The sequence below is a fragment of the Microbulbifer maximicatervae (SeqCode) genome (genome assembly GCF_056231245.1).
Genome location: NZ_CP174334.1, coordinates 4,289,431 through 4,305,000 on the forward strand (window position 1 = coordinate 4,289,431; position 15,570 = coordinate 4,305,000).

Sequence of the window (15,570 nt, forward strand, 5' to 3'; positions counted from 1 at the left end):
AGGTTCGGGGAGCAACTCCTCCATATGCCACGGTGTGATATGAAAATAATTAAAATTTTTGACCGGAATGGCCAGCCTACACTCTCTTATACACTAGCGTTGATAATATCTCTCGGAGTTCTTCAGGGATGCGATAGTGGCTCTTCCTCAGATGAGGATGGCGATGACTCTTCTGAGACCTCCTCTGAAGAGTCAGATTCCAGCACTGATTCTGGTGTCTGGATTATGAATACTGATGACGAACGCGCGCCTTACATTTATGAAAGTAACAGCAATGAGCAGGTTCTGGTCAACGTCCAGAGCGTAGCATCAGAAACCGTAGATGGCCGGGAATACACCGTTGTCTCAGCAACCGGTGTTCCCGACTACGAGATTGAAATTACTCAAAGTATTCTAGACGAACTACTTGAACGTCCATTAGCCTCCTCTGATTTCGAAACCGGCAGCCCCACTGTCAGCGTTGGAGATATTGTCAGCTTTGGGCAAGATATTGGCTATACGGGTATTGGCACCTGTGATGTAGATGCCGGCTATGGATTTTGGCCACCAGGGCTCGTTTGCCCAGAGAATGTCTCTCATGTCGGATACATCCCTGTCGAACCCGAGCCCGCAACGGAGGAGTGCGCAACGGGGCTCGGCGTACAGGGCTACTGGGTAAATGGCGTCTCTATTTATGATTGGGGTGATGGTCAATCAGTGGATGGCACCTGGCAAACCCTGGCACCGGTTGCTGAGGTCTACGATGTGGATATCTGTGGTGGACACGCCGCAAACGGAGATTACCACCATCACTTTTATAGCGATTGCCTAGCCGATCTTGTTGGCGATATAGGTTACGACCACTCCCCTATCTACGGCTATACCGCCGATGGCTACGCAATCTATGGCCCCTGGCAGAGTGAAGGAGAACTCGCAGAAAGCAGCTGGGCTGTACGAGATTATGACGACCCCAGCTCCGAGAGCGGTTGCGGCGTAGCAGGCGAGAGAAGCTGTCTCTTGGTGGATGAATACGACCTCTCCCAAGGAGTCGAAACAACATCGAATACCGGCCCCACGACAAGTGGCTCTTATACCTCCCTGTCAGGCAATGAGTTCACTACAGCAGCGGGCTTTTTCTACGAGGACTATTACTGGGACGAAGACCTGACTAATGAAGGCGGAGTATATTTGGACCAGCATAACGGTCACTCAGATGACGAAAGGGGATACCATTACCACCTGACTGTCACTGTCGATGATGATGGTGAGCTTGTCCCCGCCTTCCCATATACTTTTGGCCCCCGCTTTTACGGCAAGCTAGATGATCAAACTATTGTCAATGAGTGCTCAACACAGTAGTTCAGCGGTGCACTAACATTGAAGGCCAAGCCACTTTCCTAATACGCCGGAAATCTCCCTGGAGTCGCAGTAAGTGTAAGCTTTGCGGTCCCTTGTTTTTACGGGGACCCACACCCCAGGTAATGGAAGTAACTGGAGCAATAGCACCCGATAGACTAAAAGCACTGGTAACCAGAAGTATTCACAGCAACAGCAGTTTGAATGAAGTTTGTTGCCCCATCGCCAAACCTGGGAGTGAGACAATAATGAAAATTCTTCGAGCCGTTCTTATCGGGTCTTTTATCTGGGGAATGAACAACCTTGCTACAGCACAGCCAAACTCACACACGAGCCATAACGGCGACCAACACCCAGTAGTCGAGATCCCTTTACACAATGCTGCACCGCGCATCGAACTGGACATTAGTCGCGATAAAATGTCCGGATATAACCTACATATAGACTACGACCGGTTCGAATTAGAATCCCCTCGCCACGCCAATGATGCCTCAAAGCAATATCTGGAAGGTCATGCCCATCTCTATATCAATGGTAAGAAAATACAGCGAATCTATGGTCCAGACTTACACCTTCCCGACAAGCTGTTTAAATCGGGCTTCAACCAAATTACTGTCACTCTTAATGCCCATGACCACAGTACCTGGAGCCGGGGAGGGAAGAGAATTCTTGCAACTCTATTTATCCGGCTCGATAAGCCCGATCTGATATTGCATCGTTTTTCTACATCTCCAATAAAGTCGGGAGTAAGCACAGGCAAACCGGGATAATAATAGAAGTAACTACCAGTAAGGACTCAATCTCTCCTACCGACTCAGGGCATGGAGGCCCCAAGAACAGCTTTGGATAACCAAGCTAAGTATATTGGCACTTAGGGAGCCTCTGAATAACTCCGTGATGCCTCTGGCATGCAGAGCGGTTCACAATCAAGGCGCGGCTTCGCAGGAATGTCTAGATCTTTCAAGAAGTCGCAACGCGGAGTGTGAATCGCTCTGCAAGCCCCGAAGGGCGGGCCTTGAAGGCCGCATCTGCTGCGTTGCAGCTCTTGCAAAGGGCTACGGCCATTCTCGGCGAGCTGCGCCTAACATCTGCAGACTTCAAGACCCGCAGAGGTATTACGGAGTTATTCAGAGGCTCCTTAGCTCGGGCTCTTATCGTGAGACTCTCGGAGTGTTAAAAGATTGCTCTGATATTTACAGTAAGTGTAGGCTTGATCTTCTGAGCCGCGTTTCCTCAGTGGAAACAGAGTAAAATGCACCTGAGCTCACTGTGAACACAGGCTACTGAAATCCAAGCTACCGGCTATGTCGTTAAATATTCGCTATAAACTAAGCCTCGCTTTCTTATTGACTACAGCAATTACTGTTGGCGGAATGTTCGTATTCTTTCAGTGGAGCTTTAAGCATGGCTTTATGACCTATATCCAGTCTCAGGAGCTTCGCGAGGTCGGCGATTTGGTAGATGAGTTACAAGAAATCTACGCCAGCGAAGGGAGCTGGCAATCTATCGACGGCAATAGCAGGCGCTGGCAAAGACTCCACAGACGCGTGATGTCCAGTCACTTTGAGGATATGCCACCCCCACATCGTCCACCTCCGGGTACGAGGGGCCCCCGCCGCCCGCCTGAGCCCCCACCTGAACACGCAGTGGGCAAGTCGCTTAATGCCCGCCTGGTCCTGTTGAACAAAGAGAAAAGACCTCTGATAGGTCGTTATTCAGGATCTGAGAACATGGTAATGCAGCCTCTGGTTGTGGACGGTGAAACCGTTGGTTACCTGGCTATCAATCCACTACCCGTGTTAGATGATGATTTGGCCGTAGGGTTTGTTAAAGAGCAATCGCGGACTTTCGCTCTTATCTCTGTTGCCACCTTCATTCTGGCACTGGCCATTGCCATCCCCCTTGCCTGGCAGCTGGTAAGGCCCATCCGTAAGCTGACCGAAGCGACATCCCATCTTACATCCGGCAACTTCAAAACCCGTATTGATATAGAGCAGCGAGATGAGCTGGGCCAATTAAGTGCTGACTTTAATCGGCTCGCCGCAACGCTGGAAGCAAACGAACATGCCCGAAACCGATGGATGGCAGATATTTCGCATGAGCTGCGCACACCTCTCGCAGTATTAAAAGGGCAGATTGAAGCCATTCAAGACGGTATCAGATCAGCCACACCAGAGAACCTGCTTATACTGCACAGCAAAATTCAACAATTGAGCCGCCTGATAGATGATCTCTATGAGTTGTCTCTCTCCGACGCGGGGGCACTAAGTTACTGCAAGTCCGACATCTCCCTGGAAAATATCCTACGAAGTGTTATCGAAGACTTTGAAATTCCATTCGACCAGAAAGGTATTCGCTTGGGCAGCGACCTCCAACTATCGGAAGATAAGTTAGTCTACGCAGATGAAGCACGCCTCAATCAGTTATTTAGCAACCTGTTAACCAACAGCCTGCGCTACACCGATAGTGGGGGACAACTCAAAGTAACTGCGCGCTGTGAAGCCCGAACAGCCATTATCACTTTCGCCGACTCCGCCCCCGGTGTTGCCAGTGCTGATATACCACACCTGTTCGAGCGCCTGTATAGGGCAGATAGTTCACGCAGCCGGGAAACCGGCGGTGCGGGTTTGGGGCTGTCAATTTGCCAAAATATTGTTACAGCACACGAGGGTAGCATTTCTGCAACTCCGTCCACTATGGGCGGCCTTGAAATAAGTATTTTTTTACCCCTAAGCCAAAGGATTAAATGGTAGGAAGTTATGAGCGCCAAAATATTAATAGTCGAAGATGAAACCGAACTTGCGCACCTACTACTGGATTATCTTCATGCCGCCGACTATCAAGCCGAGATCATTTCTGATGGTAATCAGGTTGTCCCCAAAGTGGAAACTATGAAACCGGATTTGATCCTTCTCGACCTGATGCTACCTGGGCGGCATGGGATGGAGATTTGCGAAGAGATTCGCCAAAAAGGCAACGACGTTCCAATTATTATAATGACTGCGCAAATTGAGGAACCCGATCGTTTGCGCGGCCTGGAATCCGGTGCCGACGACTATGTTTGTAAACCCTACAGCCCCAGGGAACTCGTCGCACGGGTGAAAGCGGTGCTGCGCCGTCGACCACAAAAGGGCGAAGTCGGAAATGGTGGCATCGAACTAGATAGAAATACCGGGCAACTGCGAATCGGAGGTAAAGACGCCAACCTTACTGCGCTGGAGTTCCACCTATTTGACCTACTTTACAGTGAGCCCGGTCGAATTTTTTCCCGCGAACAAATCATGGACCGTATCTATTCCGACTACCGCGTAATCAGCGACCGAACTATTGATAGCCACATCAAAAAAGTGCGCAAGAAAATATCAGTGCTTATGCCTGAAAAAGAGTTAATTCACTCTGTCTACGGTGCTGGCTATAAGTTTGAGATAAATTAATTATGCCTGGGGGCACGCAGCCCCCAGATTCACACTACAAAGCTTCAGTAGCCAATTTTAACCATTCAGCAGTTTTTTCAGTAACCAGCGGGGTAATCACATCTCGCACCCTCTGGTGGTAGCGATTCAGCCATTCCCGTTCAGTCTCAGTGAGTAGTGCCACGTCAATCAAATTACGATCGATCGGAGCTAACGTAAGTTCTTCAAATTCTAGAAAATCTGGATAATTTTCGCTCTTTTTCACAAACACCAAATTTTCAATACGGATGCCGTACTGCCCAGTGAGATAAAACCCCGGTTCGTTGGAAACGATCATCCCCGGCTGAAGAGCAACACCTGTTACAGCCTTACCTATCCGCTGTGGCCCCTCGTGAACACTTAAGAAACTACCAACACCGTGACCGGTACCATGGGCATAATCCAGCCCTACCTCCCACAGCGAACGGCGTGCAAGCGCATCAATTTGCTCTCCACAAGTCCCCCTGGGGAATCGCAAAGTCGCAATTGCAATATGTCCCTTTAAAACCCGGGTAAAATTTTCTTTTGCCGAAGGCGGGAACTCACCCAGAGCAACAGTTCGGGTAATATCAGTGGTGCCATCTGGATATTGGCCTCCAGAATCGCACAGATATACCCCTTCTGGCTTTATAGCCAAACTGGATTCAGGGCTCACCCGATAGTGCACAATGGCCCCATTCGGACCATAGCCGGAAATTGTCTCAAAACTGTTGCCCTGAAAGCCTTCGCGAGCCTCCCTTTTACTTCGTAAAAGCTTTACTGCGGACAATTCGTCAAAATGGCCTGTGGCAACCTGTTCAGGTATTTCCGCCAGGAATTCACACACCGCAGCACCATCCCTTTCGTGTGCAGCCTGGCTGCCTGCCAGTTCAATCGCATTCTTACAGGCCTTGGCTTCTGTGACCGGGTCACCTTCCAGCATTAGTTCAATATCCAGTGCCCGCAATTGCTGTAAAGTCCAACTGTTGCTAATCAGGGGATCTATCCATATTTTATTGACGTGGCGGCGCTTAATATTTTCAAATAATTCCCCTTTGGCCACGACTAGACTTACATCTTTATCCAAGTGCTCGATCAACGCATCCCCTACAGCGTCCTCCCCCAAATAAAGAGTTGCACTGCCATCCCGATAAAGGACTGCATTGGCCAAGGCCACTGGTAAGTGCGGAATATCCTCTCCACGGATATTAAAAAGCCAAGCACAGCTTTCAGGATTTGGTAGCCATAAAGCATCGGCTCGTTTTTCTGCGAGACGTCGGGCAATCCTCTGCCGTTTCTCTTTGGAATGCTCACCAGTAAAGATGAAGGGGTGTGGGCGTGCAGGCCCACAGGGAGATGCGGGGCGGTCATTCCAGATGGCATCAATCGGGCTCTGTTCCATCGGCTGTAGTTGGATATCCCTTTCGGCCAATCGCTTCTTGATCAAGGCCAATCCCGGCTCCGTGTGCAGTCGCGGGTCATACCCCAGAGACTGACCGGCATCCAGCTGACTACACAGCCACTCAATGATCGCGACTTGACTGAAGCTCATTAACTCAATGGGTTGATCACCAAGTTGTTGCTGCGCCTGCAAGGTATAGCGACCATCAACAAATAATGCCGCTTCTCGACTGCCTACCGCAGCCATTCCTGCGGAACCAGTGAAACCAGTCAGCCAGGGCAGTCGCTCATCTGCCGCAGGCACACTTTCATTTTGGTACTCATCAGCCCGGGGTATCAAGAAAGCATCGACACTCTGCCGCTGCAACTCTTCCCGCAATGCCTGTAAACGCTCTCGGCTCATAACCTCTCCCCTTCAATAACTGAGTTTGCCACTGCACCGCTAAAAGCCCCTCGATGACTGTTGGCCACAGCAGAGTACAGCGTTAATCCAAATGGATTTGAGCAAATTGTCCAGGTGTGCCAGTCCCGCTGGCAACTCAGCCCATTGACATGACCCCATTCGCCGAGCTGGTAAACTGACAAGTCTAATTTCGCAGTATACCCCACCCTCGGAGCAACGCCTGCGTGTATAATACGCCCCTATTTTTTTCGAATATCCAGTGATCGAATCTTAAAGTATGGGTCAAAGTTCTTCCCTGGCAGGCTTTGCCGGCCGCCGCACCTTCGCCATTATTTCCCACCCGGACGCCGGTAAAACAACCGTGACCGAAAAGCTTCTTTTGTTCGGGAATGCAATCCAGCAAGCGGGCTCCGTTAAGGGGAAAAAAGGTCCCCACGCACGCTCTGATTGGATGACGATGGAACAGGAACGCGGTATTTCTGTTACCTCTTCCGTTATGCAGTTCCCCTACAAAGAGAGGACTGTAAACCTACTGGATACACCGGGGCACGAAGACTTCTCTGAAGATACCTACCGGGTACTCACCGCCGTCGACTCCGCACTGATGGTGATTGACGGGGCCAAAGGTGTGGAAGACCGCACCATCAAGTTGATGAATGTGTGCCGCTTGCGAACAACGCCGATTCTCTCATTTATCAACAAACTCGACCGGGATATTCGCGACCCAATCGAGGTAATGGATGAGATTGAAGAAGTTCTGAATATCCAGGCTGCCCCTATCAATTGGCCTTTGAGTTCAGGAAAAGGTTTCAAGGGGGTCTATAACCTCTATACCGATACCATCCATGTATTCTCCCAGGGTCAGGGCCACAGAATTCCCGATGATATTCAAATTAAGGGTCTGGACTCCGCTGAGGCTGACGCACTACTTGGCGAGTACGCAGAGGATATTCGGGAAGAGATTGAATTGGTTCGTGGAGCCACTCATGAGTTTAACCAGGAAGCTTATCTTGCCGGTGAACTGACCCCGGTATTTTTCGGTACGGCCTTGGGTAACTTTGGCGTAAGGGAAATGCTCGATGGTTTCGTTGAATGGGCGCCCTCACCCCAATCCCGGGAAACCAAAGAGAGAAAAGTAGAGCCCAGCGAAGATAAATTCTCCGGCTTTGTTTTTAAGATCCAAGCGAATATGGACCCCAAACACCGCGATAGAATTGCCTTTATGCGTGTCTGCTCCGGCACCTACAATCGCGGTATGAAAATGAAGCATGTGCGCATTGGCAAGGATGTAAAAATTGCCGATGCGGTGACATTTATGGCTGGCGACCGAACCCACGTAGAAGAGGCCATTGCCGGCGATATTATTGGTTTGCACAACCACGGTACTATCCAGATCGGCGATACCTTTACCGAAGGCGAAGCACTGAAATTTACCGGCATTCCCAATTTCGCCCCGGAGCTGTTCCGTCGCATACGTTTAAAAGACCCTCTCAAATTAAAGCAATTACAAAAAGGGCTTCAGCAGCTTTCTGAAGAGGGGTCCACCCAGGTATTTTTCCCGCTGGATAACAACGACATTATCGTGGGCGCAGTTGGTGTACTACAGTTCGAAGTAGTCGCTTACCGATTAAAAGACGAATACAAAGTTGAAGCCATCTACGAAAACGTCAACGTGAACACTGCGCGCTGGGTAGATAGTGAAAGTGCCAAAGAACTAGAGAATTTCAAGCGCAAGGCCAGTACCAACCTGGCACTCGATGGCAGCGGACACCTGACCTACCTGGCACCGACGCGCGTTAATTTACAATTGGCTGAAGAGCGCTATCCGGAAGTTCGCTTTTATGCCACGCGGGAACACTAAAGCAGCAAGGCTAAGTACCTTTGTTGAAACCTTAGTGTGACAGCAGTAAGAAAGAGGCAAATAATGAGTCAGTTTGTAGAAATACCTACTGAAGTACCCAATGAAGTACCTCGGCTGGGCAATCGCATCACCAAAGCTATTGGCAAGTTGATAATCAAGGTGCTCGGCTGGCGAATGGATGGGGAAATCCCTCCAGAAAGAAAAGTCATGGTAGCTTTGGCTCCCCACACATCCAATTGGGATTTTGTGGTTGCCATGCCATTTATTATGGCATTGGGTATTAAAATTTCCTGGCTCATGAAAAAGGAAGCTTTTTTCTTCCCGTTTAAAGGACTATTTATGTGGCTTGGAGGTGTTCCTACCGATAGGCGCGCCGCAGGTAATATCGCTCTACAAGTTGCATCGAGTTACCGGGAAAATGAAAAAATGTGGGTGGGGATTACTCCCGAGGGGACCCGCAAAAAAGTAGGGCGCTGGAAGAACGGTTTTTTAAGGATTTCCTATACCGCTCAAGTTCCTATTTTGCTTGTTGCCTGGGACTTTCCCAATAAGCGTATTTGCATTGACTCCCTGTACCAGCCTATCGGTGATCTGGAACAGGATATGGCAGAGATCCAAAAGCGCTTTAGCAAGTATCAGGGGTATTACCACGATAATGAAAGTACTCTTGAAAAGGGGTAACCAGTCCACTCGTGATACAGTTAAGTAGTGAGCTTTCTACTTATACCTACCTGATACTGACAGTAATCGCCTTTACCGCAGGCTTTGTCAGTGCGATCGCCGGGGGAGGGGGAATAATCACCCTCCCCGCTTTACTCTGGGCCGGCATTCCCCCACTCGATGCTCTCGGTACCAATAAGTTTCAAAGCGTCTTTGGCACCCTATCATCCACCATTAACTTCCTGCAAAAAGGCCAGTTGAATTTACGCCCCCTCTGGCCAGGACTACTTGCTGCAATTATCGGTTCCTGCCTAGGCACCTTAACAGTCGCTTCATTTGGGGAGGCTGGTCTCAATACCTTACTTCCCATCCTGCTCATTGCTATTGCCCTCTACTTTATTCTGTCCCCCCGCATTTCCGACATTGACTCAAAACCCAGAATCAGTAACGTTACTTTTAATCTAGTTGTTGGCGGTGGGCTCGGCTTTTACGGGGGCTTCTTTGGCCCTGGGATGGGGTCTATCTCTGCAGCCGCCTTCGCAGCGCTACTCGGCTACAATATGCGTGCGGCTACGGCATCAACAAAACCTATTGTGCTCGCTACCAATGTGACCTCTATGCTAATTTTTATCGCTGGAGGCCATATTTTTCTATTGCTCGCTATCGCTATGTCTTTTGCCCAGGTTGTAGGAGCTCGTATTGGCTCCAACCTCGTGATTGCAAGAGGTGCCAGTATTATCAAACCGGTAATCATTATTGCCACCATTGCTGTGGCAATAAAACTATTAGTGGAGGATTGATATCGTGACCTGGCTGGCAACGCTTATTCTTTCTTTCATTGCCTTTGTTATTGTGGTTTGGGTTCTTATGCACCTGCGCAGACCCAGATTTCGAATGGACCGAGGCAGTTTTGTTAAGGGCCTTGAAGATGTAATCACCGGGCAAGCCAGCGATACTGAATGGCGAGCACTCCTCGCCTGCCCAATGCGACACGACCCAAAGCTTGAAGAGATGCGACAACGTTGCCTCAATATTGAAGACAGCGAATATACAGGCGAACCGCCCTACTTATTTACAGAAAAAGGCCTGCGCAAGTTACGTGAAATTCGCGAGCAACTGATCGCGGCCTCATCAAATAACGAGCCAAAAGCTTAAGACTGAAGAGTATTAACAAAGGATAGACCGATGTTGAAACCACTGCTTTCCCTTACCGGGGGACTGATCACTACCATGGCACTGGGAATAGCCCAGGCAGCCCCTCTGTCACAGGAAGATGTATCTGTGGCGGAAGTATTACGTGACCGGGCACTGGAAAGCTCCGACGCCTACAGTATTGTAGAGTCTTTGACCGTCGAGGTTGGACCACGACGGACAGGCACTGAGGGCGATGAAAGAGCCGTTGCCTGGGCACAAGACAAAATGAAGGCATTTGGCTTTGATCGCGTCTATACCGAGCAAATTGAGGTACCCCGCTGGATTCGTGGCCATGCTCACGCCGAAGTCATATCCCCTTTCCCCCAGCCACTAGTTGTCTCCTCCCTCGGCTATGGCGCCGCCACCCCTGCGGGAGGGTTAACAGCGGAAATTATCGAGTTTCCCGATGTGCAGGCCCTGTTGAAGGCCCCAGCCAGCCAAGTGAAAGGCAAAATTGCTTTTATCAATAAGCGTATGGAGAGAGCGCGCACGGGAGAAGGCTACGGCCCTGCGGCGCAAGGCCGCAAGTTGGGAATGCGCGCTGCCGCTGAAAAAGGGGCTGCTGCCATGCTGTTGCGCTCCGTAGGAACCGACTCAGACCGATTTGCCCACACCGGTATGATGTCGGTTGATGATGTGGAAAACCCAGTTCCTGCACTCGCACTTTCCGCTCCTGATGCAAACCTGCTCGAGGCTATGCTCCAACGCGGCAAGCCAGTCCAGGTAAAACTTGATGTTGAAACTGAGCGACTGAGTGACGGCCCCTCTTTTAATGTCATCGGTGAGATTACTGGCCGTGAGCAACCTGAAGAAGTCATGATTATCGGTGCGCACCTGGATTCCTGGGATGAAGGCACCGGGGCCTTGGACGACGGAGCTGGGGTTGCCATTGTTATGGAAACTGCACGTCTAATTGCTGAGCTGCCACAGCGCCCCCGTCGTACCTTGCGAGTCGTGCTGTTTGGTGCAGAGGAAATCGGATTGGTAGGTGCTAAGCAGTATGTTGAGGCACACGTAAAAGAACTGGACAATATTATTGCCGTCTCCGAATCAGACTTTGGAGCAGGGAAAGTCTGGCGTTTCGATACCCGTCTCCCTGAGAGCAAATTTGATATTGCAGATCAAATGATGCAACTCCTCGCCCCCCTGGGTATTGAGCGCGGAAATAATGAATCTTACGGTGGCCCAGATAGCAGTGTGTTTGTTGCGCGCGGTGTGCCAGCCTTTGGTCTATACCAGGACGGCACCGACTACTTCGATTATCACCACACACCCAACGATACCCTGGATAAAGTCGACCCTGAGAATCTTCGCCAGAATGTAGCGGCCTGGGTTGTAATGTCTTTCCTGACCACAGAAATGGAAGGAGACTTGGGCCGAGTTCCTACTGCCTCTGAATAAATAAAAGATACAGACGATATTTTTAAAGCCCCACCTGGTGGGGCTTTTTTTATCCCCAAATTTTTCTTCTCTCGAATACTGGCGTACCAATCAGCCGCAGTAATCCACAGATTTATCGCTCATAACACTGTTAATAACTGATGTCCGTTTTATGGCGCCTTTGTTACCAACAGAAACCATGGATAGAGTTGTGTATAACTCCGGGATATCCCCGGCCAGCCCCGTGGTTGCTTGGCTCTATTGAAGGCGGGTAAAAAAGCAGCACTTTTTGCGCGGATTTCCACAGCCAGGTGTTACTAACAGAAAGTCTGGATAGAGTTGTGTATAACTTTAATAAACAGGCTGCAGGCCCCGTGTTACAAGGGATTACTGCAGAGACTAAAAAATCACCGATATTTTTACCGGCTAAATTTAATTTTTGGCGGGAGTGGTATGGGTACTTTTCTGAGTTTTACGCGAGTTATTTTTGTTTGATTATTTTTTGAGTGAGTGTAAAGGCATTTGGAGAGAAGATCGGTAAAGACCTATTTTTATAGGCTTTTTAGGAGAGCGTCTGTTTAAGGTGCTCAGGTAGTTTTAGGTTTTTCTTTTTTTAATTACTGACTGATTTTTTAAATAGAAAGTTGAGTATTAAAGTTCTTCAGAACTATTTTATTTTTTCTATTTAATTTCGACTTAGTAATTCCTGCTTTCCCTTTCTTAGTTTTTTTATTTTTGTTTTTTGCTTCTTTAAAATATTTTTAGCCATAAAAAAAGGGCCACCCTGTTGGGTGGCCCTTTCGGATTAGAAGCCTGACGATGACCTACTCTCACATGGGGAAGCCCCACACTACCATCGGCGATGTTGCGTTTCACTTCTGAGTTCGGCAAGGGATCAGGTGGTTCCACAACTCTATTGTCGTCAGGCAAACTGGCTTGGGTTGGCGTTGGTCTTATAAGCAATGTGCTTGGCCTGCCGCGTTATCGCTGTTTGCCTCGGTCATGTTATTGACCGGCGATAACCCCAAATAAGTCGGTAAAACAATCTGTAGTAATACACCGCAAGCGATCGTATGTCTCTAACTCACAATCCGCTAGCTTAGCTAGTCGTTAGTAACCATCTCTGTTGTATGGTCAAGCCGCACGGGCAATTAGTACTGGTTAGCTCAACGCCTCACAACGCTTCCACACCCAGCCTATCAACGTGGTAGTCTTCCACGGCCCTTCAGGAGGCTCAAGGCCTCAGGGAGATCTTATCTTGAAGGAGGCTTCCCGCTTAGATGCTTTCAGCGGTTATCCCGTCCGAACATAGCTACCCGGCAATGCCACTGGCGTGACAACCGGAACACCAGAGGTTCGTTCACTCCGGTCCTCTCGTACTAGGAGCAACTCTTCTCAAATCTCCAACGCCCACGGCAGATAGGGACCGAACTGTCTCACGACGTTCTAAACCCAGCTCGCGTACCACTTTAAATGGCGAACAGCCATACCCTTGGGACCGGCTTCAGCCCCAGGATGTGATGAGCCGACATCGAGGTGCCAAACACCGCCGTCGATGTGAACTCTTGGGCGGTATCAGCCTGTTATCCCCGGAGTACCTTTTATCCGTTGAGCGATGGCCCTTCCATACAGAACCACCGGATCACTATGACCTACTTTCGTACCTGCTCGACATGTCTGTCTCGCAGTCAAGCGCACTTATACCATTATGCTCATTGCATGATTTCCGACCATGCTGAGTGCACCTTCGTACTCCTCCGTTACTCTTTGGGAGGAGACCGCCCCAGTCAAACTACCCACCATACACTGTCCTCGATCCGGATAACGGACCAGAGTTAGAACCTCAAACATACCAGGGTGGTATTTCAAGGACGGCTCCACAACAACTAGCGTCATTGCTTCAAAGCCTCCCACCTATCCTACACAAATAGGCTCAAAGTTCAGTGCAAAGCTGTAGTAAAGGTTCACGGGGTCTTTCCGTCTAGCCGCGGGTACACTGCATCTTAACAGCGATTTCAATTTCACTGAGTCTCTGGTGGAGACAGCGTGGCCATCGTTACGCCATTCGTGCAGGTCGGAACTTACCCGACAAGGAATTTCGCTACCTTAGGACCGTTATAGTTACGGCCGCCGTTTACCGGGGCTTCGATCAAGAGCTTCGCCGAAGCTAACCCCATCAATTAACCTTCCGGCACCGGGCAGGCGTCACACCCTATACGTCCTCTTACGAGTTTGCAGAGTGCTATGTTTTTAATAAACAGTCGCAGCCACCTGGTCACTTCGACCGGCCTCAGCTTAGGGAGCAAGTCCCATCACCAAAACCGGCGTACCTTCTCCCGAAGTTACGGTACCATTTTGCCTAGTTCCTTCACCAGAGTTCTCTCAAGCGCCTTGGTATTCTCTACCTGACCACCTGTGTCGGTTTAGAGTACGATTCACTATTACCTGAAGCTTAGAAGTTTTTCCTGGAAGCAGGGCATCAACCACTTCACCCACTAAGTGGGCTTCGTCATCAGTTCTCAGCCTTAGGGACCCGGATTTGCCTAAGTCCCCAGCCTACAACCTTAAACATGGACAACCAATCGCCATGCTGGCCTAGCCTTCTCCGTCACTCCATCGCAGTAATAGCGAGTACAGGAATATTAACCTGTTTCCCATCGACTACGGCTTTCGCCCTCGCCTTAGGGGTCGACTAACCCTGTCCCGATTAGCGTTGGACAGGAACCCTTGGTCTTCCGGCGGGGAGGTTTTTCACCTCCCTTATCGTTACTCATGTCAGCATTCGCACTTGTGATACCTCCAGCAGACCTCCCGATCCACCTTCAACGGCTTACACAACGCTCCTCTACCATGCTCCTAAGAGCATCCGCAGCTTCGGTTATCAGTTTGAGCCCCGGTATATCTTCCGCGCAGGCCGACTCGACTAGTGAGCTATTACGCTTTCTTTAAAGGATGGCTGCTTCTAAGCCAACCTCCTAGCTGTCTGGGCCTTCCCACATCGTTTCCCACTTAACTGATATTTGGGACCTTAGCTGGCGGTCTGGGTTGTTTCCCTTTCCACGACGGACGTTAGCACCCGCCGTGTGTCTCCCGCGATTGCACTCCTCGGTATTCGGAGTTTGCATGGGGTTGGTAAGTCGGGATGACCCCCTAGCCCAAACAGTGCTCTACCCCCGAGGGTGAGACGCGAGGCGCTACCTAAATAGCTTTCGAGGAGAACCAGCTATCTCCCGGCTTGATTAGCCTTTCACTCCGATCCACAGGTCATCCCCTAATTTTTCAACATTAGTGGGTTCGGTCCTCCAGTTGATGTTACTCAACCTTCAACCTGCCCATGGATAGATCGCCGGGTTTCGGGTCTATTGCCTGCAACTAAACGCCCTATTAAGACTCGATTTCTCTACGGCTCCCCTAAGCGGTTAACCTTGCTACAGACAATAAGTCGCTGACCCATTATACAAAAGGTACGCAGTCACCCCGAAGGGCTCCTACTGCTTGTACGTATACGGTTTCAGGTTCTATTTCACTCCCCTCTCCGGGGTTCTTTTCGCCTTTCCCTCACGGTACTGGTTCACTATCGGTCAGCTGGGAGTATTTAGCCTTGGAGGATGGTCCCCCCATATTCAGTCAAGATAACACGTGTCCCGACCTACTCGATTTCACTCTAAATGCCTTTTCGTGTACGGGGCTATCACCCTGTATCGCGGTACTTTCCAGAACCTTCCACTAAAACATAAAGAGCTTAAGGGCTAATCCCCGTTCGCTCGCCGCTACTAAGGGAATCTCGGTTGATTTCTTTTCCTCCGGGTACTTAGATGTTTCAGTTCCCCGGGTTCGCCTCCATAACCTATGTATTCAGTTATGGATACTCCTAAAAGGAGTGGGTTTCCCCATTCGGACATTCT

10 protein-coding genes and 2 rRNA genes (1 of these 12 only partly in view) are annotated in these 15,570 nt (G+C 49.8%); 9 read left to right on the forward strand and 3 right to left on the reverse strand.

What is annotated here, in order from left to right:
- Positions 1–39 precede the first annotated feature (39 nt).
- The 4 genes from ACJJIS_RS18760 (at position 40) to ACJJIS_RS18775 (ending at position 4,769) form a co-directional block, all read left to right on the forward strand.
- A complete protein-coding gene (locus ACJJIS_RS18760; protein ID WP_475708799.1) occupies positions 40–1,338 on the forward strand; it encodes a YHYH protein in 1,299 nt (432 codons plus the stop codon).
- Positions 1,339–1,583: 245 nt separating this feature from the next.
- The gene (locus tag ACJJIS_RS18765) at positions 1,584–2,105 is read left to right on the forward strand and encodes a hypothetical protein (protein ID WP_475708800.1); all 522 of its coding nucleotides are present in this window, start codon (positions 1,584–1,586) and stop codon (positions 2,103–2,105) included.
- A gap of 534 nt (positions 2,106–2,639) precedes the next feature.
- Positions 2,640–4,088 (forward strand): ATP-binding protein, encoded by a 1,449-nt coding sequence (locus ACJJIS_RS18770; RefSeq protein ID WP_475708801.1) that lies wholly within the window; start codon positions 2,640–2,642, stop codon positions 4,086–4,088.
- Positions 4,089–4,094: 6 nt separating this feature from the next.
- On the forward strand, positions 4,095–4,769 hold the full coding sequence (locus ACJJIS_RS18775; protein ID WP_444895235.1) for a response regulator: 675 nt from the start codon (positions 4,095–4,097) through the stop codon (positions 4,767–4,769).
- Between the two features lie 34 nt (positions 4,770–4,803).
- On the opposite strand, the gene ACJJIS_RS18780 is transcribed toward ACJJIS_RS18775, so the two are convergent.
- On the reverse strand, positions 4,804–6,570 hold the full coding sequence (locus ACJJIS_RS18780) for an aminopeptidase P family protein (RefSeq protein WP_475708802.1): 1,767 nt from the start codon (positions 6,568–6,570) through the stop codon (positions 4,804–4,806).
- Between the two features lie 277 nt (positions 6,571–6,847).
- On the opposite strand from ACJJIS_RS18780, the gene ACJJIS_RS18785 reads away from it, so the two are divergent.
- From ACJJIS_RS18785 to ACJJIS_RS18805, 5 genes are all read left to right on the forward strand, one after another.
- Positions 6,848–8,431 (forward strand): peptide chain release factor 3, encoded by a 1,584-nt coding sequence (locus tag ACJJIS_RS18785; protein WP_444959307.1) that lies wholly within the window; start codon positions 6,848–6,850, stop codon positions 8,429–8,431.
- A gap of 63 nt (positions 8,432–8,494) precedes the next feature.
- Positions 8,495–9,112, forward strand: coding sequence for a 1-acyl-sn-glycerol-3-phosphate acyltransferase (locus ACJJIS_RS18790; protein WP_444906448.1), 618 nt, complete (start codon positions 8,495–8,497; stop codon positions 9,110–9,112).
- An 11-nt stretch (positions 9,113–9,123) separates the two neighbouring features.
- Positions 9,124–9,891 carry a TSUP family transporter gene (locus tag ACJJIS_RS18795; protein ID WP_475708803.1) on the forward strand — a complete coding sequence of 256 codons (768 nt, stop codon included), beginning with the start codon at positions 9,124–9,126 and terminating at the stop codon, positions 9,889–9,891.
- A gap of 4 nt (positions 9,892–9,895) precedes the next feature.
- The gene (locus ACJJIS_RS18800) at positions 9,896–10,246 is read left to right on the forward strand and encodes a hypothetical protein (RefSeq protein WP_282934336.1); all 351 of its coding nucleotides are present in this window, start codon (positions 9,896–9,898) and stop codon (positions 10,244–10,246) included.
- Between the two features lie 30 nt (positions 10,247–10,276).
- A complete protein-coding gene (locus ACJJIS_RS18805; protein WP_444906451.1) occupies positions 10,277–11,686 on the forward strand; it encodes a M20/M25/M40 family metallo-hydrolase in 1,410 nt (469 codons plus the stop codon).
- Between the two features lie 790 nt (positions 11,687–12,476).
- Here ACJJIS_RS18805 and rrf read toward each other — a convergent pair.
- Both rrf and ACJJIS_RS18815 read right to left on the reverse strand, forming a co-directional pair.
- A 5S ribosomal RNA gene (gene rrf, locus ACJJIS_RS18810) occupies positions 12,477–12,592 on the reverse strand.
- A gap of 203 nt (positions 12,593–12,795) precedes the next feature.
- Positions 12,796–15,570, reverse strand: a 23S ribosomal RNA gene (locus ACJJIS_RS18815); it runs 107 nt beyond the window's last position.